This window comes from Nocardioides sp. Root122, from assembly GCF_001425025.1.
GTDB lineage: Bacteria > Actinomycetota > Actinomycetes > Propionibacteriales > Nocardioidaceae > Nocardioides.
Window position 1 is genome coordinate 21,631 of sequence record NZ_LMDE01000016.1, and the last position, 22,577, is coordinate 44,207.

Sequence of the window (22,577 nt, forward strand, 5' to 3'; positions counted from 1 at the left end):
ATGTCCGACATCAGCTCGCTGGGTGACCTGACGGGCAAGCGCGTCCTGGTCCGCTCGGACCTCAACGTGCCCCTCGACGGGACCACCATCACCGACGACGGCCGGATCCGCGCAAGCGTGCCGACCATCAAGCAGCTGTCCGACGCGGGAGCCCGGGTGGTCGTCACCGCCCACCTGGGCCGCCCGGGCGGCTCGCCCGACCCGAAGTACACCCTCCAGCCGGTCGCCGCGAGGCTGTCCGAGCTGCTCGGACGCCCCGTTGCGTTCGCCACCGACACCGTCGGCGCCAGCGCCACCGAGACGGTCGCCGCTCTCGCGGACGGCGAGGTCGCGGTGCTGGAGAACGTGCGGTTCAACGACGGCGAGACCAGCAAGGACGACGACGTCCGCGGGGCCTTCGCCGACCAGCTCGCGCAGCTCGCCGACGCCTTCGTCTCCGACGGCTTCGGCGTGGTGCACCGCAAGCAGGCGAGCGTGTACGACGTCGCCCTCCGGCTGCCGTCCGCCATGGGCGGGCTGGTCGCCGCCGAGGTCGACGTGCTGCGCCGGCTCACCGAGCACCCCGAGCGTCCCTACGTCGTGGTGCTGGGCGGCTCGAAGGTCTCCGACAAGCTCGGCGTCATCGACAACCTCATCGACAAGGCCGACAAGCTCCTCATCGGCGGTGGCATGGTGTTCACCTTCCTCAAGGCCCAGGGCCACGAGGTCGGCAAGAGCCTGCTCGAGGAGGACCAGCTCGACACCTGCACCCGCTACCTCTCCGAGGCCGCGGACCGGGGCGTGGAGATCCTGCTGCCGACCGACGTCGTGGTCGACACGGCGTTCCCGTCGGGCGACCGCGAGCCCCAGCCCTCCGTCGTACCCGCCTCGGGGATCCCGGCCGACGCGCTCGGCCTCGACATCGGACCCGACTCCGCCGAGGCCTTCGCGGCTGCGCTGCGCGACGCGAGGACCGTCTTCTGGAACGGCCCGATGGGCGTGTTCGAGGTGGACGCCTTCGCCGAGGGCACGCGTGCGGTGGCGCAGGCGCTGACCGAGGTCACGTCGTCGGGTGGGCTGTCCGTCGTCGGCGGCGGCGACTCGGCCGCGGCGGTCCGCAAGCTGGGCTTCGACGAGGCCGCCTTCGGCCACATCTCCACCGGCGGTGGCGCGTCGCTGGAGTTCCTGGAGGGCAAGGAGCTCCCGGGCATCGCCGTACTCGAGAGGGAGCATTGAGCATGGCCGTGGCGTCCAAGAAGAGCCGCACCCCGCTGATGGCGGGCAACTGGAAGATGAACCTCAACCACCAGGAAGCGGTGGTGCTGGTCCAGAAGCTCGCGTGGACCCTGTCCGACAAGCGTCACGACTACGGCAAGGTCGAGGTGGTCGTCGTGCCGCCGTTCACCGACATCCGTTCGGTGCAGACACTCGTCGACGGTGACCGGCTGGCCATCCGCTACGGCGCGCAAGACGTGTCCGTGCACGACAACGGCGCCTACACCGGCGAGATCTCGGCGGCCATGCTGTCGAAGCTGGGCTGCTCCTACGTCGTCGTCGGCCACTCCGAGCGCCGGATGTACCACAACGAGAGCGACGAGCTGGTCAACGCCAAGGCCCACAAGTCGCTCGCGGCCGGCATGACGCCGATCGTGTGCGTCGGCGAGGGTCTCGACGTACGCCAGGCGGGGGAGCACGTCCCCTTCACGCTGACGCAGCTCGACGGCTCGCTCGACGGGTTCACCGCCGAGCAGGTGGCCGGCCTGGTCGTCGCCTACGAGCCCGTGTGGGCGATCGGCACCGGCGAGGTGGCGACCCCCGACGACGCCCAGGAGGTGTGCGCGGCCATCCGTGGCCGCGTGCGCGAGGTGCACGGCGACGCCGCGGCCGACGGTGTCCGGGTCCTCTACGGCGGGTCGGTCAAGGCCGCCAACGTCGGGGGGATCATGGACAAGGCCGACGTCGACGGGTGCCTGGTCGGCGGCGCGAGCCTGCAGGTCGACGAGTTCGGTGGGATCTGCCGCTTCTACGACATGCCGGTGCTGTGAGCCGCTCGCCGGTGCGTCACGGACGTGACGTAGGCTTCCGCTCGTGATTCTGCTCTTCACCATCCTGCTCGTCATTGCGAGCGCGATCATGATTCTGCTGGTGCTGCTCCACAAGGGACGCGGCGGTGGCCTCTCCGACATGTTCGGCGGCGGTGTCTCCAGCAGCCTGGGGGGATCGTCGGTGGCTGAGCGCAACCTCGACCGGTTCACCATCGGGGTCGGCGTCATCTGGTTTGCCTGCATCATCGCCCTCGGCCTGCTCATGGCCTACCAGGGCAACTGACATCCCCGGTCGCCGGGAGAAGGAGCTGTCGTGGCTGGTGGAGGAAACGCGATCCGTGGGAGTCGGGTCGGGGCGGGCCCCATGGGCGAGGCCGAGCGGGGCGAGGCTGCCCCTCGGCAGACCGTCACCTACTTCTGCAGTCATGACCACCGGTCGGTGGTGACGTTCGCGATCGAGGCCGCCGTGCCCGACTCGTGGGACTGCCCGAAGTGCGGCCTCCCGGCCAGCCTCGACAGCGAGAACCCGCCGCCGGCGCCCAAGATCGAGCCCTACAAGACGCACCTGGCCTACGTGAAGGAGCGTCGCAGCGAGACCGAGGCGGCCGACATCCTCGACGAGGCCGTCGCGCTCCTGCGCAGCCGCCGCAAGGCCGGCGAGATCATCTTCTGACCGGGCGCTTCCTCGCGCTGGGAGCGGCTGACCGGGCGCTTCCTCGCGCTGAAGGGCGCTGACCGGGCACTCCCTCGCGCTGAAGGGCGCCGACGGGGCGCTTCCTCGCGCTGAGGAACGCGCGCCTGTGGATGACTCACGTCGCTGGGGCGTCGTCTGCGGCATGGTCGGTCGATGCCCTGTCTGCCGCTGTGGTGCCGTGACGTCGTCCTGCTCGGCGTATCTGCTCCGCTTCCACTCGACCGTCCCTTCACCGCGCGCGAGGCTGACGCGCTCGGTGTGCCGGCAAGCCTCCGGCACAAGCTGGTTGCTCAAGGCCTGATCAGGCCCTTGGTGCGCGGCGTGTTCGTCGCCCGCCAGGTGCCGGACTCGTTCCGCCTCAGGGTGGCAGCTGTGAGCCTCGTGGCACCCGCGCATGCCGTCGTCGTCGATCGGACGGCGGCGTGGATACACGGTGTCGATGCGCTGCCGCGCAGCGCGATCCATGAGATGCCGCAGCTCGACCTCTACAGCAGACAGCAGAGCCGGATGCGCCGATCCGGCGTCGCCAGTGGGATCCGCGACCTTGCGGCCCGCGACCTGCAGCACGTCGGCGACCTCGCGGTGACCACACCCTTGCGCACGGCGTGCGACCTGGGACGCTCGCTGTGGCGGTACGACGCGATCGCAGCGCTCGACGGGTTCCTCCGCGGTGGTGTCGACCGAGCACAACTGCTCGACGAGGTCGGTCGCTTCAAGGGCTTCCGCGGCGTCATACAGCTCCGACGACTGGCTCCCCTCGCCGACAACGGAGCAGAGTCTCCTCCCGAGAGCGCCCTTCGGCTCCACTGGCACGAGGCGGAGGTCCCGGCGTGGCCTCGTACGCAGATCTGGGTGCACGACGATGACGGAACCCCTCGCTTCCGCATCGACGTGGGCGACGAGGACGTCCGGTTCGGTGCCGAGTACTTCGGGGAGCAGTTCCACGACGCGGATCAGGAGGAGGACGACGAGAACCGTCTGGCCTGGCTCGAGAGCGAGCGCCACTGGCGGATGGAGGTCTTCACCAAGGTTGACGTCTACGGCACCGAGCTGACCGCGGGCGACCGCCTGTTCGTCGGTCATGCCAGGGCAAGGGCCGCGCTGGGGCGCCGCGAGGCGTCGTACATCGACCTGGCGCGGTGACACCGCGAGGAAGTGCCCGGTCAGCCCGTGTCAGCGCGAGGAAGTGCCCGGTCAGCCCGTGTCAGCGCGAGGAAGCGCCCGGTCAGCGCTGGGGGGCGGCGGCGTCGTCGAGCCACCAGATGGTCTCCACCGTGCCGCGCGGGACACGCGCCGGGCACTCGACGGCCTCGGGGGAGCCGGGGGCGGCGGGGCCGGTCAGGGCCCGGGCGATGGCGTCGGCCTTGTCCGCACCGGCAGCGACGAACCACACCGCGTTGCTGCGCTCCATCGCCTCGAAGGTCAGCGAGAGCCGCTCCGGCGGCGGCTTCGGCGACTCCTCCACGGGTACGACGATCGCGTCGGCGACCACGGCCGCCGGGTGCCCGGGGAAGAGCGAGGCCACGTGCCCGTCGGGGCCGATGCCGAGCATCAGCACCTCGAAGAAGCCCGCACCACGCTCGCGCACGGCTGCGCTGTAGGCGTCGGCGGCCTCGCCGAGTGATAGGCCGGCGTCGCTGGGCGGCATCACGTGCACGTTGTCCGGGTCGACGCCGACCGCGTCGATGAAGTCGCGGTGCGCCTGGACCTCGTTGCGGTCCTCGGAGCCACTGTGCAGCCAGCGCTCGTCGCCCCACCACAGCACGACCCGTGACCAGTCGACGTCGGAGTCGCCGGACAGGCGGGCGATCGCCGCGTGGATCTCCTCGGCGATGCTGCCGCCGGTCAGGCCGATGTGGGGCACCTCGCCGCGCGCCTGGACAGCGGCGATCCGCTCGAGCAGGGCCGCGGCCACGTCCGTGGCGAGCTCACCGCGGCCGGGAAAGGGGCGTACCTCCGAGACGGTCACTTCTTCTTGCCCTCCAGCTTCACGAGCTTCGCCGCGGTCGCGGCGTAGGTGTCGTCCTCGTCGAGTCGGCGCAGCTCCTCGGCGAGCAGCGCCGGGACCTCGCGCCGCTTGAGGGCGACCGGCCGGTCGGGGCGGTGCGGCGAGGAGAACGTCGCCAGTCGCCCGTCGGAGCGCGAGATGCTGATGGGGCCCTCCTTGGTGTCCATGGTGACCTCGGTGATGCCGGGGCCGGACGAGGTGTCCCGCTCGACCGCGACCTTGAGGCGGTCGCACAGCCAGGCGACGAGCAGGTCGGCGCTCGGGCTGATCCGTTCGGCGGTGACGTTCGCGCCGGTCACCTTGATCGGGTGCTGGTCGAGCGCGGCTGCCAGCAGCGCTCGCCACGGGGTGAGCCGCGTCCAGGCGAGGTCGGTGTTGCCGGGCGCGTAGGAGCGGCACTGGTTGACCATCGCAGTCGACTTGCCGCGCGCGACGGCGGCGGCGTCGGTGATCCGCCGCTGGGCGAGACGGCCGAGCGGGTCGTTGGCCGGATCGGCCGGGGCGGCCGTCGGCCACCAGATCGCAACGGGGGAGTCGGGCAGGAGGAGCGGCAGCACGACGGACTCGGCGTGCTTGACGACCTCGCCCTTGAGCCGGATCAGCGCGGTCTCACCGCCCCACCCGTCGCCGCTGCCGACCTGCGCATTGACGTGGGGCCCGCCGCGGGCGTCGCCGAGGATCACCCCGAGGACCCGGGACGGGTGCTCGCGCGAGGCCCGCTTGGCGGCCTGCATGGCCTCCACGGCGTCGTCCTCGGGGGCCACGATGATCAGCGTCATGACCATGCCCATGGCCGGGCTGCCGGCGCGGGTGCGGGAGCGGACGAACTCCGCGGCGATCTCGGACGACGTGGTGTCGGTGAGCTCGATCATCTCGGGGTCCCCTCGGTGTTGTTCGGCGCAGGAACGGAGTGGGGGAGGCGAGGAGCAGCGTGGGGTGAGGTCATCAGGGCCTCCTCCAGGTGCGGCCGTCACGGGCGAGCATCGCATCGGCGGACGCCGGCCCCCAGGTGCCGGAGTCGTACTGCTCGGGCTTGCCCTTCTTGGCCCAGTGGTCGAGCACCGGGTCGAGGATCTTCCAGGACAGCTCGACCTCCTCGTGGCGCGGGAACAGCGGCGGGTCGCCGAGCAGCACGTCGAGGATCAGTCGTTCGTAGGCCTCGGCGCTCGCCTCGGTGAAGGAGCCGCCGTAGGCGAAGTCCATGTTGACGTCGCGGATCTCCATCGCGGTGCCCGGCACCTTCGACCCGAACCGCATGGTCATGCCCTCGTCGGGCTGCACGCGGATCACGAGGGCGTTCTGGGTGAGGTCCTCGGTGGCGGTCTGGCTGAACGGCAGGTGGGGCGCGCGCTTGAAGACGACGGCGACCTCGGTGACGCGACGTCCCAGCCGCTTGCCGGTGCGGAGGTAGAACGGGACCCCGGCCCAACGGCGGGTGTCGCAGTGCACGGTGATCGCGGCGTAGGTCTCGGTGGTGGAGGTCGGCTTGATCCCCTCCTCCTCCAGGAAGCCGTTGACCTTCTCGCCGCCGGCCCAGCCGGGGGCGTACTGCCCGCGCGCCGTGGTGAGGTCGAGTCGCTTGGGCAGCATGGTCGAGGCGAGCACCTTCTGCTTCTCGATCCGCAGGCTCTCGGCGTCGAACGCGATCGGCTCCTCCATCGCGACGAGCGCCATCAGCTGGAGGAGGTGGTTCTGGATCACGTCACGTGCCGCACCGATGCCGTCGTAGTAGCCGGCGCGGCCACCGATGCCGATGTCCTCGGCCATGGTGATCTGCACGTGGTCGACGTAGTTGGAGTTCCAGATCGGCTCGAACATGTTGTTGGCGAAGCGCATCGCCAGGATGTTCTGCACCGTCTCCTTGCCGAGGTAGTGGTCGATCCGGAAGATCGACCCCGACGGGAAGACATTGCCGAGGATGTCGTTGAGCTCACGGGCCGACTCGAGGTCGTGGCCGAACGGCTTCTCGACGACCACGCGCCGCCACTGGCCCTCGCGGTGGTCGGCGAGGCCGTGCTCCTTGAGCTGGCCGACGACCGTGCCGAAGAAGCCGGGCGGGATGGCGAGGTAGAACGCCATGTTGCCGTTGGTGCCGCGGAGCTGGTCGAGCTCCTCGACCGTGCGGCGCAGCTGGTCGAAGGCCATGTCGTCGTCGAAGTCGCCCGACACGAAGCGGAAGCCTTCGGAGAGCTGGTTCCAGACCTCCTCGCGGAACGGCGTACGTGCGTGCTCGCGGACGGCGTCGTGCACGATCTGGGCGAAGTCCTGGTCGGCCCAGTCGCGCCGCGCGAAGCCCACCAGGCTGAAACCGGGCGGCAGCAGGCCGCGGTTGGCGAGGTCGTAGATCGCGGGCATGATCTTCTTGCGCGACAGGTCGCCCGTGACGCCGAAGAGCACCATCCCGCACGGACCGGCGATGCGGGGGAGCCGGCGGTCCTGCGGGTCGCGCAGCGGGTTGGTGGGGCTCATCAGCGTCGGTTCTCCTGGTAGTAGCCGATCAGGGACTGCGTGGACGGGTCCTGCTCGGCGAGCACGGCGGCGTCGCCGGAGACGGCCGGGCCCAGCCCTTGGGCGAGCTGCTTGCCGAGCTCGACGCCCCACTGGTCGAAGCTGTCGATGCCCCACACCGCGCCCTCGACGAAGGTGATGTGCTCGTAGAGCGCCACCAGCTGACCCAGGACACCGGGGGTGAGGGCCGGCGCCATGATCGACGTCGTCGGCCGGTTGCCGGGGAAGGTCCGCGCGGCGACCAGGTCCTCCGCGACGCCCTCGGCGCGGACCTCGTCGTCGGTCCTGCCGAAGGCGAGCGCCTGGGTCTGGGCGAAGAAGTTGGCCAGGAACAGCTCGTGGACGTCGGTGTCGCCGTCCTTCAGGGCGTACGCCGGGGTGGCGAAGGCGATGAAGTCGGCCGGCACCAGCCGGGTGCCCTGGTGGATGAGCTGGTAGAACGCGTGCTGCCCGTTGGTGCCGGGCTCGCCCCAGAAGACCTCGCCGGTGTCGTAGCCGACGGCCTGCCCGTCCCACCGCACGCCCTTGCCGTTGGACTCCATGGTGAGCTGCTGGAGGTAGGCCGGGAAGCGGTGCAGCAGCTGGGAGTAGGGCAGCACCGCGTGGGTGTGGGCACCGAGGAAGTTGGTGTACCAGACGTTGAGCAGCCCCATCCGCAGCGGCACGTTGGACTCCGGCGGAGCGGTGCGGAAGTGCTCGTCCATGGTGTGGAAGCCCGCGAGCAGGTCGGCGAAGGCCTCCGGCCCGATGGCCACCACGAGGGAGAGACCGATCGCCGAGTCCATGGAGTAGCGGCCGCCCACCCAGTCCCAGAAGCCGAACGCGTTGGCCGGGTCGATGCCGAAGTCCGCGACCTTGTCGAGGGCGGTCGAGACGGCCACGAAGTGCTGGGCGACGGCCGCGGCCGAGTCGGTGCCGGTCGGCAGGTTGTCGAGCAGCCATGCCTTGCACAGCCGGGCGTTGGTGAGTGTCTCCAGGGTGCCGAAGGTCTTGCTGGAGACGATGAACAGGGTGGTCTCGGGATCGAGGCCGGCCAGCGACTGGGCTGCGTCCGTCGGGTCGATGTTGCTGATGAACCGGCAGGTCAGGCCCTCCTGGCGGTAGGGCGCGAGCGCCTCGTAGGCCATGACCGGCCCGAGGTCGGAGCCACCGATGCCGATGTTGACCACGGTGTGGATCTGCTTGCCGGTGACGCCGGTCCAGGCGCCCGAGCGGACCTGCTCGGCGAAGGTGGTGACCCGGTCGAGGACCTCGTGCACGTCGGCGACGACGTCCTGCCCGTCCACCTCGAGGGTGGCGCCGGCGGGGAGGCGGAGCGCGGTGTGCAGCACCGCCCGGTCCTCGGTGACGTTGATGTGCTCGCCCGCGAACATCGCCGCGCGCCGGCCGGCGAGGTCCACCTGGCCGGCCAGTCGCAGGAGCGCCGCGTCGATGTCGGCGTCGCAGAGGTTCTTCGACAGGTCGACGTGCAGCTCGCCCGCCGTCAACGTCTGCTCGGCCACCCGGGCGGCCGTCACGGCCGCCCGCAGGTCGGGCTCGTAGCCGTCAGCCAGCTGCTGCAGGTCACCCCAGGCGGTCGTCGTCGTCGGGTCCACCGGGGCGACGCTCATGCCCGAGCGGCCTCGAGAGACGCAGCCAGCGTGGTCTGCAGCTCGTCCCACGCGACCACGAACTTGTCGACGCCCTCCTTGATCAGCACCCGGATCACGTCGTCGTAGTCGATGCCCGCCTCGGCCAGCGCCTGCATGTGCGCGTGCGCGTCGTCGTAGAACGGACGGATCCGGTCGCCGCGCACCTCGCCGTGGTCGGCGACGGCGTCGAGGGTCTTCTCGGGCATCGTGTTGACGGTGTCCTCGACGACGAGGTCGACGACGTACATCGTGTCGTCGTAGTCGGGGTTCTTGACGCCGGTCGAGGCCCACAGGGGACGCTGCTTGCGCGCACCCTCGGCCTCGAGCGCCGCCCACCGCTCGCCGGCGAAGAACTCCTCGTACATCTGGAACGCGAGCCGGGCGTTGGCCACGCCGGCCTTGCCGCGCAGGCCGGCATCGGTGCCGGGGCCCTCGGTCGTCGCCTCGAGGCGCTTGTCGATCTCGGTGTCGACGCGCGAGACGAAGAACGAGGCGACCGAGTGGATGTCGGCGAGGTCGTGGCCGTTGGCCAGCGCCTGCTCGAGCCCGGAGACGTAGGCCTCCATCACGTTGCGGTACTGCTCGAGGCCGAAGATGAGCGTGACGTTGACCGAGATGCCGGCGGCGATGGTCTCCGTGATCGCCGGCCAGCCCTCCTCGGTCCCGGGGATCTTGATGAGCAGGTTGGGCTCGCCGACGATCTTCCAGAGCTCGGCTGCCTCCTTGACCGTCTGCTCGGTGTCGTGGGCGAAGCCGGGGGAGACCTCGATCGAGACCCGCCCGTCGACGCCGTCAGTGGCGTCGAAGACCGGGCGCATCACCTTGCACGCCTCGCGGACGTCGTCGGTGGTGATGGTGCGGGTGGCCTCGTCGACGTCGGCGCCCGCAGCCGCCAGCTCGCGGACCTGCGGGTCGTAGCGCTCGCCGTCGGACAGCGCCGACTGGAAGATCGACGGGTTGGACGTCACGCCGACCACGAAGCTGTTCTTGACCAGGTCGGCGAGGTTGCCGGTCTCCAGCCGCTCGCGGGACAGGTCGTCGAGCCAGATGGACACCCCGGCGTCGGCCAGGGCCTTGAGACGATCATTCATGCCGTTTCCTCCTGTGGGGACGTACGTCAGTCGGTCAGGGTGCGGAGGCTGTCGCGGGCCGCGTTGGCCACCGCCTCGCCGGTGATGCCGAACTCCTCGTAGATGCGCGCGTAGTCGGCCGAGGCGCCGTAGTGGTCGAGGGAGACGATGCGGCCGTGGTCGCCGACGTAGTCGCGCCAGCCCTGCTTGACGCCGGCCTCGACCGACACGCGGGCCTTCACGGTGGGCGGAAGGACCGACTCGCGGTAGGCCTCCTCCTGCTCCTCGAACCACTCGAGACAGGGCAGCGAGACGACGCGGGCCCGGATGCCGTCGGCCGCGAGGAGCTCGCGTGCCGCGACGGCCACCTGCACCTCGGAGCCGGTGCCCATGAGGATCACGTCCGGCTCGCCGCCGTCGACGTCGAGGAGGACGTAGCCGCCACGGTGCACGTTGCTGGTGTCGCTGTAGCCCTCCTCGCCGCGCGGGAACACCGGGACGTTCTGGCGGGTCAGCGCGATGCCGGCGGGGCGGTCGGTGCGCTCGAGGACCGCGTGCCAGGCTGCCGCGGTCTCGTTGGCGTCCGCAGGGCGTACGACGTCGAGGCCGGGGATGGCGCGCAGCGCGGCCAGGTGCTCGATCGGCTGGTGCGTGGGGCCGTCCTCGCCGAGACCGATCGAGTCGTGGGTCCACACGTAGGTCACCGGCAGGCCCATGATCGCGGCCAGGCGGACCGACCCGCGCATGTAGTCGCTGAAGGTGAGGAACGTGCCGCCGAAGACGCGGGTGCCGCCGTGGAGGGCGATGCCGTTGAGGATGCCGCCCATGCCGTGCTCGCGGATGCCGAAGTGCAGCACGCGACCGGCGAGCGGGTCGCCGCTCCACTGGTCGGTGGACCGGCTCTCCGGGATGAAGGACGGCGCGTCCTCGATGGTCGTGTTGTTGGACTCGGCCAGGTCGGCCGAGCCGCCCCAGAGCTCGGGCATCACGCCGGCGACGGCGTTGATCACCGCGCCGGACGCCTTGCGGGTGGCGACGCCCTTGGGGTCGGCGTCGAAGGTCGGCAGCACGTCGACCAGGTCGTCGGGCAGCGCGCGGGTCTGCATCCGCTCGAAGGTCGCGAGGACGTCGGCGGGGGCCGAGGACCTCCAGGTGTCGAAGCGCTCCTGCCAGGCCGCCTGGGCCTCCTTGCCGCGCTCGACGAGCCCGCGGGTGCGCTCGATGACGTCGGTGGGGACCTCGAAGTGCTTGTCCGGGTCGAAGCCGAGCACCTCCTTGGTGGCGGCCACCTCCTCGGCGCCGAGGGCCGAGCCGTGCGACTTGCCGGTGCCCTGGGCGTTGGGGGCCGGCCACGCGATCACGGTGTGGAGCACGATGAGGCTCGGCCGGTCGGTGACCTCGTCGGCGGCGCGGACCGCGGCGTAGAGCTCGGGGACGTCCTCGACGTAGTCGGTGCCGCCGTTGGTCCAGTCGACGTGCTGGACGTGCCAGCCGTAGGCCTCGTAGCGCGCGCCGACGTCCTCGGTGAACGCCACGTCGGTGTCGCCCTCGATCGAGATCTGGTTGGCGTCGTAGATCAGCGTCAGGTTGCCGAGCTGCTGGGTGCCGGCGATCGAGGACGCCTCGGCGCTGACGCCCTCCTCGAGGTCGCCGTCGGAGCAGATCGCGTAGACGTGGTGGGTGAAGGGCGAGTCGGCCTCGGCGGTCTCCGGGTCGAGGATGCCGCGCTCGCGACGGGCGGCCATCGCCATGCCGACGGCGTTCGCGACGCCCTGGCCCAGCGGGCCGGTCGTGGTCTCGACGCCGGCGGTGTGGCCGTGCTCCGGGTGGCCCGGCGTCTTGCTGCCCCAGGTGCGCAGCGAGCGGAGGTCCTCGATCTCGAGGCCCCAGCCGCCGAGGAAGAGCTGGGTGTAGAGGGTGATCGAGCTGTGGCCGCACGAGAGGACGAAGCGGTCGCGACCCGTCCAGTGTGGGTCCGCCGGGTTGTGCCGCATCACCTTCTGGAACAGCAGGTACGCCGCCGGCGCCAGGCTCATGGCCGTGCCGGGATGGCCGTTGCCGACCTTCTGGACCGCGTCCATCGCGAGGGCGCGGGCGGTGTCGACCGCGCGCTTGTCGACGTCGTCCCACTCGAGCGTGGTGGGCAGGGCGGACTTCTTGGTCAACGCAGTTCCTCTCGGTGGAGTGCGGGCGGCACTCGGGGGTGCATCCAGGATCACAGGTCCGTTGGGGTGGCCTCGACTGCGAGCCTAGCGTCGTGGCCGAGTAGACTCGACCCCGCCTGAGGGTGGCCGCGGACCGCGGATCGCAGGCTGTTCATCTCCTCCGGTTCCCACTCTCCCGCGTCCCATCCGCCCGTCCATCCGTCACCGTCCTCCCGAGGTCTCCACCGTGTCCCACGCCGGCTCGCGCGCTGAGTCCGCCGCCGCGTCGACCGGTGACGGCGGCCACGGCCAGGAGGGACCGAAGACCTGGCGCGACGTGGTCGGCGCCTACGTCGGTCTCACGAAGCCGCGCGTCATCGAGCTGCTGCTGCTGACGACGGTCCCCGTGATGTTCTTCGCCGAGCGTGGCATCCCGCCGCTCGGCCTCGTGGTCGCCACCGTCGTGGGCGGGGCGTTGTCCGCGGGCTCGGCGTCGGCCTACAACTGCGTCTACGACCGCGACATCGACGAGCAGATGCGTCGTACGCGCCGACGTGCGCTGCCGCGCCACATGGTGTCCGCGTCGTCCGCCCTCGTCTTCGCCACGGTGCTGGCCGTCGTGTCGACCGTGGTGCTCGGGCTCTGGGTCAACTGGCTCTCGGCCGCGCTGTCCGTGCTCGCCAATGCGTTCTACGTGTTCGTCTACACGATGCTGCTGAAGCGGCGCACCACCCAGAACATCGTCTGGGGCGGCCTCGCCGGGTGCTTCCCCGCCCTCATCGGCTGGACCGCTGTCACCGGCGAGCTGGCGTGGACGCCGGTCGTGCTGTTCCTCGTGGTGTTCTTCTGGACCCCGCCGCACACCTGGGCGCTGGCGCTGCGCTACCGCGAGGACTACGCCAACGTCGACGTGCCGATGCTGCCCGTGGTCAAGCCCGCGGGAGAGGTCGGCCGCCAGGTCGTCGTCTACAGCTGGGTCATGGTCGCGGTGTCGCTGCTGCTCTGGCCGGTCGCCGGCACCAGCGTTGTCTACCCCGTCGCGGCCGTCGTCCTCGGCGCGGTGTTCCTCGTCGAGGCGCACCGCATGTGGGGCCGGGCCAAGTCGTCCGACGTGCTCAGCGAGATCAACCCGATGCGCCTCTTCCACGCCTCGAACCTCTACCTCTCGCTCCTCTTCGTGGCGGTGGCCCTTGATCCTCTGCTCGGTCGCTAGCGCATCCTGCTGCCACAAATAGGGGAAATGAGGATTTCCAGAGAACCTCTTGAGAATTCCTCCCGTGTCACTCGTCGTCGCTTGCCGTTGAATCATCAACGTGGGGGAGCGCAGGGCTTCCGCACGTACTCATGGGGGTTCTACTGATGTTTGGCGCGCCACGACAGCACCTGGGCGATGGCCGTGGGGGCACGGCCGGCCGGAGCATGTCGAGGATCATGACGTTGGTGGTGGCCGTCGGCTTCGCCATCGTCGGCCTCGCTGCTCCGTCCAGTGCTCACCACAACACGATCACCGGATCCGTCTCCTGCCGCACCGGCGGCGGGTGGGACGTCACCTGGGAGGTCGTCAACAGCGAGCAGCGGACCGAGCGGATCACGGCCTCCAACCGTCCGCAGGCGGTGCCCGTCGGCACCACGTTCCGCTGGGAGGAGACCAGGACCTTCGCGGAGGCCGTGACGTCGCGGCCGACGTCCGACGTGACGCTCACGCTGTCCGCCGAGTGGTCCAACGGGGTCACCCAGACCAACTCCGGGACGATCCCTGTCGCCGCGTTCTCCGAGGACTGCAACACCATCAGGGTGGAGGCGCCGGAGGTGCCCGTCGTCGATGACTGCGGCCCGGGCAACGCCCACTACGGCACGGTGCCGAGCGGTCCGTGGACCTCGGTGCTCAACGCCGACGGCAGCCTGACGATCACCGCCGACGAGGGCTACGTCTTCACCAACGGCCAGACGGTCATCACCTACCCGGTCCCGACCGACAGCAACCAGCCGTGCATCGAGTCGGCTCCCCAGGTCCCGGTCGTCGACGACTGCGGCCCGGGCAACGCCCACTACGGCACGGTGCCGAGCGGTCCGTGGACCTCGGTCCTCAACCCCGACGGCAGCCTGACGATCACGGCCGACGAGGGCCACGCCTTCCCCGCCGGCCGGACGGTCATCACCTACCCGGTCCCGACCGACAGCAACCAGCCGTGCATCGAGTCGGCTCCCCAGGTCCCGGTCATCGACGACTGCGGCCCGGGCAACGCCCACTACGGCACGGTGCCGAGCGGTCCGTGGACCTCGGTCCTCAACCCCACCGGCAGCCTGACGATCACCGCCAACCCCGGTCACTCGTTCGGCAACGGCCAGACCGTGATCACGCTCCCGGTCCCCACCGACACGCAGCAGCCGTGCCCGGTGAGCCCGCCGGAGGTGCTGCCCGCCGAGGTCCGCGTGGTGAAGGCCAAGGCCAAGCAGATCGACAAGTGCGGCACCCGGAGCGACCTGTTCAAGGTGAGCAAGCGCGCCGGGGTGGTCTACACCGTCAACGGCACCGTGCTCCACCAGGGCGTGTGGCTCAAGGCGCGCACGCTGAAGCCCGTCAACGCGAAGGGCAAGCGGCCCTACTCGGTGACCGTCCGCGCCGCGTCCGCCGACGCCACCTACCGCCTCGAGGGCAAGCAGGTCTGGCGGCTGAGGTTCAGCACCAAGCCGTGCGCGAAGGCTCCGGAGATCGCCCCGCACACGGGTTCGTGATGCGTCGTGTCGCGCTGCTCGCGGTGACGCTCTGCGCGACCTTGCTGGCCGGTCAGGGTGCGGCTCACGCCGCCCCTGACCGGCTGCAGATCGCCCGCACGGGCACCGACGCCGTGGTGGTCAAGGTGCCCGCGCGCAACGACACCCTCGACGTGGGCTCGCGCCTCCAGGGCACGGTCTACACGTGGGCCAAGGGCGACCCGCCCTGCGACCCCACCGGCAGCACCGTCTACGCCGGTCACGCCTGGCGCTCCGGCAACGGCGTCGCCGACCGCTGGGGTCGGCTGCGCACAGGCGACCGGATCCGCGTCGCGGGGTGCCGCTTCGAGGTCGTACGCCGTGAGTTCTGGGCGGCCAGCCGCAGGATGGGCGCGCTCTACTCCGTCTCCGGCCCGCCGCGGATCGTGCTGGTGGCCTGCAAGGCCGACGACTACTCCAAGCGCACGGTGATCTTCGCCCGCAAGCTCTGACCCGCGCTCAGCGCTGGGGGAGGCGGGTCGCGGCGTCCGGCTGCGACCCGCCGTCCGCACGTGCCTCGTGCACGGCGTGGTGGGGGAGCACGGCGAGCCCGATCCGGGCGAGGCCGGCGGCGAGCAGCGCCGCGCCCAGCATGTGCAGCGCGACCAGCCCGACCGGCAGGTCGAGCCAGTACTGCACCCAGCCGAGCACGCCCTGCAGCACCTCGATGAGCAGGACCAGTCCGGTCACCGTGGCCAGCCAGCGGTGTCCTCCGCGCAGCGCGACGACGAGGAGCGCCAGCGTGAGCGCGACCAGCACGTAGACCGCGATCGCGTGGACGTGCGAGACCGTCGCCGGCGCGAGGCCGTTGCGCGGGGAGTCGGTGTCGCCGGCGTGGGGCCCGGCACCGGTGACCACCGTGCCGAGGTAGAGCACCACCCACCCTGCGGCCGCCGTCGTCCATGCGAGCACGCGCGGCAGCGGCGGGGCGGCGACCCGGTCGGGACTGCGCAGCTCGTCGAGGAGGGCGATGCAGACCATGATGATCGCCATCGACAGCAGGAAGTGCCCCGACACGATCCAGGGGTTGAGGTCGGTGAGCACCGTGATCCCGCCGAGCACCGCCTGGAGCGGGATGCCGAGCCCGATGACGAACGCCAGCCGGGTCGCGCGGCGGTGGCGGGCGCCGAGCGCCGCCAGGAAGCACAGCACCGCGATCGCGGCGAGGATGAAGGTGAGCGTGCGGTTGCCGAACTCGATGATGCCGTGGACGCCGAGCGCCTCGTGGGTGACGTACGACTCGTCGGAGCAGCGCGGCCAGGTCGGGCACCCGAGCCCGGACCCCGTGAGCCGGACAGCCGCGCCCGTCACCACGATGCCGATGTTGGCGACGAGGTTGGCCAGCGCGAGGGGCCAGAGGTACCGGGCGAGCCGGTCGAGCAGGGCAGACATCATTCCCACCTGAAGGTTCGAGCAGTGAGCAGCGTGCCGACGGCCGCCCACGCGGCGAGCACGAGCAGGGACCGGCCGTCGATGGACGCGTGCACGAGGGCCTCGCGCATCCCGTCGCCGAGCGCGGCCGACGGCAGCCACGAGATCACGGGGGAGGCGGCGCCGTAGGCGCTGGTCGGCAGCACGACGCCTCCGCCCGCCATCAGCAGGAGGTAGACGAGGTTCGCCAGGGCGAGCGTCGCCTCGGCCCGCAGCACGCCCGCGACGAAGAGCCCGAGCGCGGCGAAGGCCGCCGTACCCAGCGCGAGGGCCAGGACGGCGCCCACGATCGAGCGGAGCGGGTGGTCCAGCGTCGGCTCCCAGCCGAGCGCCAGCCCGACGACCACGAGGACGACGAGCTGGAGCACGACCACGTTGAGCAGCGCCAGCACCTTGCCGAGGAGCAGTCCGTGGCGGGGGAGCGGCGAGGAGCCGAGCAGCTTGATGACGCCGTAGCGGCGCTCGAACCCCGTCGCGATCGCCACCGAGGTGAAGGCCGTCGACATCACCGCCAGCGCGAGGACGCCCGGCGTCAGGATGTCGACGGGACGGTGGCCCTGGAGGTCGATGCCGATCCGGTCGGCGCCGGCGACGCCGCCGAACAGCACGATGACGGGGATGACGATCGCGAGGAGCAGCTGCTCGCCGTTGCGGAGCATGAGCCGCGCCTCCATGCGCGCCTGGGCGAGCACCATCCGGGGCAGCGTGGCGCCACCCGGTGCGGGCGTGAACGTGCTCATGGCGCCAGCTCCCGACCGGTGAGCTCGAGGAAGACGTCCTCGAGGTTGCGCTGGCCGAGGTTGAGGGTCTCGGGGAGCACGTCGTGCTGCTCGCACCAGCGCGAGACCAGCCCCAGGGTGGTCGAGTCGGCCGGACCGTGGATGAGCATGCTGACCTCGTCGAGCTGGCGGACCTCGGTGTCGGGGCCGAGGTCAACGCGCAGCGACTCCGGGGCACCGTCGGGGAACGGCCGGTTGACCACGAGCCGGATGGTGGCCGAGCGGCCCTCGCGGGTGAGCTCGCCGGGCGTGCCGCTGGCGATGACGCGACCGCGGTCGATGATGTGGATCCGGTCGGCGAGCCGCTCCGCCTCGTCCATGTGGTGGGTCGTCAGCACGACGGTGACCCCGTCGGCGCGGACCTCCTCGAGCAGCTCCCACGTCGTGCGCCGCGCCTGCGGGTCCATGCCGGCCGTCGGCTCGTCGACGAAGACCAGCTCGGGGCGGCCGACCAGCGCGATGGCCAGCCCCAGTCGCTGCTGCTGCCCGCCGGACAGCCGGCGGTAGGGCGTGCGCCCGCAGTCGGCGAGGCCGAGGCGGTCGCTGAGCATGTCGGTGTCGAGCGGGCGGGCGTGCAGCGACGCCATGTGGTCGAGCATCTCCCGCGCGCGTACGCCGCTCCAGGCCCCGCCGGACTGCAGCATCACCCCGATGCGCGGCAGGAGCGCCGCGCGGTCGCGCTGGGGGTCGAGGCCGAGCACCCGGACGGTGCCCTTCTGCGGGACGCGGTAGCCCTCGCACGTCTCGAGCGTGGTGGTCTTGCCCGCGCCGTTGGGGCCGAGGACCGCGGTGATCGATCCGCGGGCCACCTCGAGCGACAGCCCGTCGACGGCGACCTTGTCGCCGTAGGCCATCACCAGGCCGTCGACCTCGACGGCGGGGGTGGGCGCTGGCACGTCGCGAAGTCTAGGTCGCACGGGGGCGTGGCCCCGCGTCGGCGTCCGGCACCCGTGTCCACCGTCACTTAGGTCACCCTTGCTTGAACGGCGAAGTGCAATAACGTCACACTGTCGTTGTGGAATTCACCAGGACGGCGGCGACCCCGGACGGGGACGCACCCACGCGTGAGCGCGTGGCCCGCACGATCCTGGAGAACGGCCCCTCCACCGCGGCCGACCTGGCCCGTCGTCTCGACCTCACCCCCGCCGCCGTACGTCGGCATCTCGACCACCTGGCGCTCGAGGGCATGGTGGAGTCGCGCGAGCCGAAGGTCTACGGCACCCGCGGCCGCGGCCGCCCGGCCAAGGTCTTCGCGCTCACCGAGGCGGGCCGCGACAGCTTCGACCAGCAGTACGACGACCTCGCCGTCCAGGCGATGCGCTTCCTCGCCGAGACGCAGGGCGAGGAGGCGGTCGTCGAGTTCGCCCGGCGGCGCGTCGCCTTCGTCGAGCGCGACTACGCCGCCGTGATGGACCTCGACCCGTCGCTGACGCCCGCGGAAGCCCTGGCGAAGGTCTTCACCCAGAACGGCTACGCCGCCTCGGTGCGCGACCTCGCCCCGGTGAACGGCATCAGCGTGGGGGAGCAGCTGTGCCAGCAGCACTGCCCGGTCTCCCACGTCGCCCACGAGTTCCCGCAGCTGTGCGAGGCCGAGACCGAGGCCATCGCCTCCGTCCTGGGCACCCACGTGCAGCGCCTGGCGACCATCGCCCACGGCGACGGCGTGTGCACCACCTGCATCCCCCAGACCCTCCAGCCCGCACCGAAGCCCGCACCGAAGAAGGAGAAGGCATGACCTCCATCGAAGAACTCAACCCCGAGCTCAAGGGCATCGGCAACTACGAGTTCGGCTGGGCCGACTCCGACGACGCCGGCGCCGCCGCCACCCGCGGTCTCAACGAGGACGTCGTACGAGACATCTCCTCGAAGAAGTCCGAGCCCCAGTGGATGCTCGACCTGCGCCTCAAGGGGCTCAAGCTCTTCCACCGCAAGCCGATGCCCACGTGGGGCTCGGACCTGTCGACGATCGACTTCGACAACATCAAGTACTTCGTGCGCTCCAGCGAGAAGCAGGCGACCTCGTGGGAGGAGCTCCCCGAGGACATCAAGAACACCTACGACAAGCTCGGCATCCCCGAGGCGGAGAAGCAGCGCCTCGTCGCCGGCGTCGCCGCTCAGTACGAGTCGGAGGTCGTCTACCACTCGATCCGTGAGGACCTCGAGGAGAAGGGCGTCATCTTCGTCGACACCGACACCGCGCTGAAGGAGCACGAGGAGCTCTTCAAGGAGTACTTCGGCACCGTCATCCCGGTCGGTGACAACAAGTTCGCCGCGCTCAACACCTCGGTGTGGTCCGGTGGCTCGTTCATCTACGTGCCCAAGGGCGTCCACGTCGACATCCCGCTGCAGGCCTACTTCCGGATCAACACCGAGAACATGGGCCAGTTCGAGCGCACGCTCATCATCGTCGACGAGGACGCCTACGTGCACTACGTCGAGGGCTGCACCGCCCCGATCTACTCGTCTGACTCGCTGCACTCCGCGGTCGTCGAGATCATCGTGAAGAAGGGCGGCCGCTGCCGCTACACGACCATCCAGAACTGGTCGAACAACGTCTACAACCTCGTCACCAAGCGCGCCACCTGCGACGCCGGCGCGACGATGGAGTGGGTCGACGGCAACATCGGCTCCAAGGTGACGATGAAGTACCCCGCCATCTACCTGATGGGCGAGCACGCCAAGGGCGAGACCCTGTCGATCGCCTTCGCGGGCGCGGGCCAGCACCAGGACGCCGGCGCCAAGATGGTGCACGCGGCACCGCACACCTCGAGCTCGATCCTGAGCAAGTCGGTCGCCCGCGGCGGCGGCCGGACGTCCTACCGCGGCCTGATCCAGGTCAACGAGGGCGCCCACGGCTCGAAGTCCAACGTGCTGTGCGACGCGCTGCTGGTCGACCAGATCAGCCGCAGCGACACCTATCCCTACGTCGACATCCGCGAGGACGACGTCTCGATGGGCCACGAGGCCAGCGTCTCCAAGGTCTCCGACGACCAGCTCTTCTACCTCATGTCGCGCGGCATGGAGCAGGACGAGGCGATGGCGATGATCGTGCGCGGCTTCGTCGAGCCGATCGCCAAGGAGCTGCCGATGGAGTACGCCCTCGAGCTCAACCGCCTGATCGAGCTGCAGATGGAAGGCGCCGTCGGCTGACTGATCCGGGCCCGCTCGACAGTACGAAGCTCCTCCGAGTACCAAGGAAGAAGACAGTTGACCGTCACCACTGATTCCGTTCGCTCCGCGCTGGAGCAGAGCCCCGAGCTCGACAAGGTGGAGAGCCACCTCCACCCGGCCGGCTCCTTCGTGGTCGCCGACCACGAGGTCCCGACCGGTCGCGAGGAGATCTGGCGCTTCACCCCGTTGAAGCGGCTCAAGGGCCTGCACGCCGACGCACCGCTCGACGGGCGCAACACCCACGCCACCTGGAACGCGCCCGAGGGCGTGTCCGTCGGGGTCGTCACCGGTGACGAGGCCACCTCGCTGCGCGGTGTCAGCGGCTGGGTGCCCAACACCCGCTTCACCGCCCGGGTCCTCGCCGAGGTCCCTGCGACGCTGCTCGTCGACGTGCCCGCCGACGTCGAGGCCGCCGAGCCCATCGTGGTCGAGGTCGACGGCACCGACGCCGACACGACGAGCGGCGCCCACGTGGTGCTGCGGTTCGGCCGGCACAGCAAGGCCGTCGTGGTGCTCAACCACACCGGGTCCGCCGCGGTGGCCGCAGTCGTCGAGGTCGTCGTCGCCGACGGCGCGGAGGCAAGTGTCGTCTCCATCCAGGACTGGGCCGACGACGCCGTCCACCTGTCCCACCACCAGGCCAGGGTCGGCCGCGACGCCACCTACAAGCACGCCGCGATCTCCTTCGGCGGCGACCTGGTCCGCATGGACGCCAACGTGACCTACGACGGCCCCGGCGGCTCCGCGGAGCTCCTCGGCCTCTACTTCGCCGACGCCGGCCAGCACATCGAGCACCGGATCTTCGCCGACCACACCGCGCCTCGCACCAAGTCCCACGCCGTCTACAAGGGCGCGCTGCAGGGCGAGAAGGCGCACACGGTCTGGGTCGGCAACGTGCTGATCCGCAAGGTCGCCGAGGGCATCGAGACCTACGAGGAGAACCGCAACCTGGTCCTCACCGACGGCTGCCAGGCCGACTCAATCCCCAACCTCGAGATCGAGACCGGCGAGATCGAGGGTGCCGGCCACGCGTCGGCCACCGCGCGCTTCGACGACAACCAGCTCTTCTACCTCCAGTCGCGCGGCGTCTCGGAGCAGGAGGCGCAGCGCCTGGTCGTCCACGGCTTCTTCAACGACCTGATCCGCAAGGTCGGCGTGCCGTCGATCGAGGACCGCCTCCTCACGACCGTCGAGGCCGAGCTCGCCAAGAACGTCCTCAAGGACGTCGGCTCGCTGGCAGCCTTCGGGTCGGACAGCTGATGACCTACGAGCGCGCCTGCGCACTCGACGAGGTCACGCCCGACCAGGGCCTCGCCGTGACGATCGGCGACCTGGAGATCGTCGTCGCCCGCGACGGCGACGAGGTGTTCGCGCTGCAGAACGAGTGCAGCCACGCCGCCGTGGCCCTCAGTGAGGGCGAGGTCGCCGACTGCCAGATCGAGTGCTGGCTGCACGGGTCGATGTTCGACCTGCGCACCGGCAAGCCCACCAACCTCCCCGCGACCGAGCCGGTCGCGACCTTCCCCGTCGACCTACGCGGCACCGATGTGTACGTCGACACCGAGACCACCCTGAACGGAGTCACCCCCGCATGAGCAAGCTCGTCATCACCGACCTGCACGTCACCGTCGAGACCGAGGACGGCCCCAAGGAGATCCTCAAGGGCGTCGACCTCACCATCAACGAGGGTGAGACGCACGCCATCATGGGCCCCAACGGCTCCGGCAAGTCGACGCTGGCCTACTCCATCGCCGGCCACCCGAAGTACACGATCACCGGCGGCTCGGTGACGCTCGACGGCCAGGACGTCCTCGCCCTGTCGGTCGACGAGCGGGCCCGCGCCGGCCTGTTCCTCGCGATGCAGTACCCCGTCGAGGTCCCCGGCGTCTCGGTGTCGAACTTCCTCCGCACCGCCAAGACCGCCATCGACGGCGAGGCGCCCAAGCTGCGCACGTGGGTCAAGGACGTCAACGGTGCGCTCGAGCGGCTCAACCTCGACTCGACCTTCGCGCAGCGCTCCGTCAACGAGGGCTTCTCGGGCGGCGAGAAGAAGCGCCACGAGATCGCCCAGCTCGAGCTGCTCGACCCGAAGGTCGCCGTCCTCGACGAGACCGACTCCGGCCTCGACATCGACGCGCTCAAGATCGTCTCCGAGGGCGTCAACCGCTTCCGCGAGCGCGAGGGCAAGGGTGTCCTGCTGATCACCCACTACACCCGCATCCTGCGCTACATCGAGCCCGACTTCGTCCACGTGTTCGTCGACGGCAAGGTCGCCGAGTCCGGCGGCAAGGAGCTCGCCGACCAGCTCGAGGCAGAGGGCTACGACAAGTACCTCAAGGCGAACGCCTGAGCCACCCGAGCAC

Annotated in this window: 21 protein-coding genes and 1 pseudogene; 13 read left to right on the forward strand and 9 right to left on the reverse strand. The window is 70.5% G+C overall.

Annotated features, from left to right (window positions below; genetic code table 11):
* The 5 genes from ASC64_RS20800 (at position 1) to ASC64_RS20820 (ending at position 3,861) form a co-directional block, all read left to right on the forward strand.
* Positions 1–1,215, forward strand: coding sequence for a phosphoglycerate kinase (locus ASC64_RS20800; protein WP_056909479.1), 1,215 nt, complete (start codon positions 1–3; stop codon positions 1,213–1,215).
* A 2-nt stretch (positions 1,216–1,217) separates the two neighbouring features.
* Positions 1,218–2,024, forward strand: coding sequence for a triose-phosphate isomerase (tpiA, locus tag ASC64_RS20805; RefSeq protein WP_056909480.1), 807 nt, complete (start codon positions 1,218–1,220; stop codon positions 2,022–2,024).
* Between the two features lie 43 nt (positions 2,025–2,067).
* Positions 2,068–2,307 (forward strand): preprotein translocase subunit SecG, encoded by a 240-nt coding sequence (gene secG, locus ASC64_RS20810; protein WP_056909481.1) that lies wholly within the window; start codon positions 2,068–2,070, stop codon positions 2,305–2,307.
* A gap of 30 nt (positions 2,308–2,337) precedes the next feature.
* The gene (locus tag ASC64_RS20815) at positions 2,338–2,697 is read left to right on the forward strand and encodes an RNA polymerase-binding protein RbpA (RefSeq protein WP_082550702.1); all 360 of its coding nucleotides are present in this window, start codon (positions 2,338–2,340) and stop codon (positions 2,695–2,697) included.
* A gap of 174 nt (positions 2,698–2,871) precedes the next feature.
* Positions 2,872–3,861: a hypothetical protein gene (locus ASC64_RS20820; RefSeq protein ID WP_056909483.1), complete on the forward strand. Its 990-nt coding sequence runs from the start codon at positions 2,872–2,874 to the stop codon at positions 3,859–3,861.
* Between the two features lie 82 nt (positions 3,862–3,943).
* Here ASC64_RS20820 and pgl read toward each other — a convergent pair whose 3' ends face one another.
* The 6 genes from pgl to tkt form a co-directional block, all read right to left on the reverse strand.
* The gene (pgl, locus tag ASC64_RS20825; RefSeq protein ID WP_056909484.1) at positions 3,944–4,687 is read right to left on the reverse strand and encodes a 6-phosphogluconolactonase; all 744 of its coding nucleotides are present in this window, start codon (positions 4,685–4,687) and stop codon (positions 3,944–3,946) included.
* Positions 4,684–5,598: a glucose-6-phosphate dehydrogenase assembly protein OpcA gene (locus ASC64_RS20830; protein ID WP_056909485.1), complete on the reverse strand. Its 915-nt coding sequence runs from the start codon at positions 5,596–5,598 to the stop codon at positions 4,684–4,686. Before ASC64_RS20830 ends, pgl begins: the two co-directional genes overlap by 4 nt.
* Positions 5,599–5,671: 73 nt before the next feature.
* Positions 5,672–7,195 (reverse strand): glucose-6-phosphate dehydrogenase, encoded by a 1,524-nt coding sequence (gene zwf, locus ASC64_RS20835; RefSeq protein ID WP_056909486.1) that lies wholly within the window; start codon positions 7,193–7,195, stop codon positions 5,672–5,674.
* Positions 7,195–8,844: a glucose-6-phosphate isomerase gene (gene pgi / locus ASC64_RS20840; protein ID WP_056909487.1), complete on the reverse strand. Its 1,650-nt coding sequence runs from the start codon at positions 8,842–8,844 to the stop codon at positions 7,195–7,197. The genes zwf and pgi overlap by 1 nt, the downstream gene beginning before the upstream one ends.
* Entirely contained in the window at positions 8,841–9,956 is a 1,116-nt protein-coding gene (tal, locus tag ASC64_RS20845; protein WP_056909488.1) for a transaldolase, read from the reverse strand. Before tal ends, pgi begins: the two co-directional genes overlap by 4 nt.
* Before the next feature lie 26 nt (positions 9,957–9,982).
* The gene (tkt, locus tag ASC64_RS20850; RefSeq protein ID WP_235563869.1) at positions 9,983–12,082 is read right to left on the reverse strand and encodes a transketolase; all 2,100 of its coding nucleotides are present in this window, start codon (positions 12,080–12,082) and stop codon (positions 9,983–9,985) included.
* Positions 12,083–12,326: 244 nt separating this feature from the next.
* Here tkt and ASC64_RS20855 point away from each other — a divergent pair, with 244 nt between their 5' ends.
* From ASC64_RS20855 to ASC64_RS20865, 3 genes are all read left to right on the forward strand, one after another.
* Positions 12,327–13,292 carry a heme o synthase gene (locus tag ASC64_RS20855; RefSeq protein ID WP_056909490.1) on the forward strand — a complete coding sequence of 322 codons (966 nt, stop codon included), beginning with the start codon at positions 12,327–12,329 and terminating at the stop codon, positions 13,290–13,292.
* A 218-nt stretch (positions 13,293–13,510) separates the two neighbouring features.
* On the forward strand, positions 13,511–14,815 hold the full coding sequence (locus ASC64_RS20860; RefSeq protein WP_156385331.1) for a hypothetical protein: 1,305 nt from the start codon (positions 13,511–13,513) through the stop codon (positions 14,813–14,815).
* A complete protein-coding gene (locus tag ASC64_RS20865) occupies positions 14,815–15,285 on the forward strand; it encodes a class F sortase (protein WP_056909492.1) in 471 nt (156 codons plus the stop codon). The genes ASC64_RS20860 and ASC64_RS20865 overlap by 1 nt, the downstream gene beginning before the upstream one ends.
* A gap of 7 nt (positions 15,286–15,292) precedes the next feature.
* Here ASC64_RS20865 and ASC64_RS20870 read toward each other — a convergent pair whose 3' ends face one another.
* The 3 genes and pseudogenes from ASC64_RS20870 to ASC64_RS20880 all read right to left on the reverse strand — a co-directional run.
* On the reverse strand, positions 15,293–16,225 hold the full coding sequence (locus ASC64_RS20870) for a COX15/CtaA family protein (RefSeq protein ID WP_235563860.1): 933 nt from the start codon (positions 16,223–16,225) through the stop codon (positions 15,293–15,295).
* A complete protein-coding gene (locus tag ASC64_RS20875) occupies positions 16,225–17,004 on the reverse strand; it encodes an ABC transporter permease (protein WP_056909493.1) in 780 nt (259 codons plus the stop codon). The genes ASC64_RS20870 and ASC64_RS20875 overlap by 1 nt, the downstream gene beginning before the upstream one ends.
* 266 nt (positions 17,005–17,270) lie before the next feature.
* Positions 17,271–17,897: pseudogene (locus tag ASC64_RS20880) on the reverse strand (ABC transporter ATP-binding protein); the annotation flags it as partial.
* Between the two features lie 161 nt (positions 17,898–18,058).
* Between ASC64_RS20880 and ASC64_RS20885 the strand changes: the two are divergent.
* The 5 genes from ASC64_RS20885 to sufC are packed head-to-tail and all read left to right on the forward strand — an operon-like array spanning position 18,059 to position 22,564.
* Positions 18,059–18,778, forward strand: a complete 720-nt coding sequence (locus tag ASC64_RS20885) for a helix-turn-helix transcriptional regulator (protein WP_056909495.1) — start codon at positions 18,059–18,061, stop codon at positions 18,776–18,778.
* Positions 18,775–20,193 (forward strand): Fe-S cluster assembly protein SufB, encoded by a 1,419-nt coding sequence (gene sufB, locus ASC64_RS20890; RefSeq protein WP_056909496.1) that lies wholly within the window; start codon positions 18,775–18,777, stop codon positions 20,191–20,193. The genes ASC64_RS20885 and sufB overlap by 4 nt, the downstream gene beginning before the upstream one ends.
* Positions 20,194–20,250: 57 nt before the next feature.
* On the forward strand, positions 20,251–21,474 hold the full coding sequence (gene sufD, locus ASC64_RS20895; protein WP_056909497.1) for a Fe-S cluster assembly protein SufD: 1,224 nt from the start codon (positions 20,251–20,253) through the stop codon (positions 21,472–21,474).
* Positions 21,474–21,809: a non-heme iron oxygenase ferredoxin subunit gene (locus ASC64_RS20900; protein ID WP_056909498.1), complete on the forward strand. Its 336-nt coding sequence runs from the start codon at positions 21,474–21,476 to the stop codon at positions 21,807–21,809. The genes sufD and ASC64_RS20900 overlap by 1 nt, the downstream gene beginning before the upstream one ends.
* The gene (gene sufC / locus ASC64_RS20905; RefSeq protein WP_056909499.1) at positions 21,806–22,564 is read left to right on the forward strand and encodes a Fe-S cluster assembly ATPase SufC; all 759 of its coding nucleotides are present in this window, start codon (positions 21,806–21,808) and stop codon (positions 22,562–22,564) included. Before ASC64_RS20900 ends, sufC begins: the two co-directional genes overlap by 4 nt.
* The last annotated feature ends 13 nt before the right edge of the window (positions 22,565–22,577 follow it).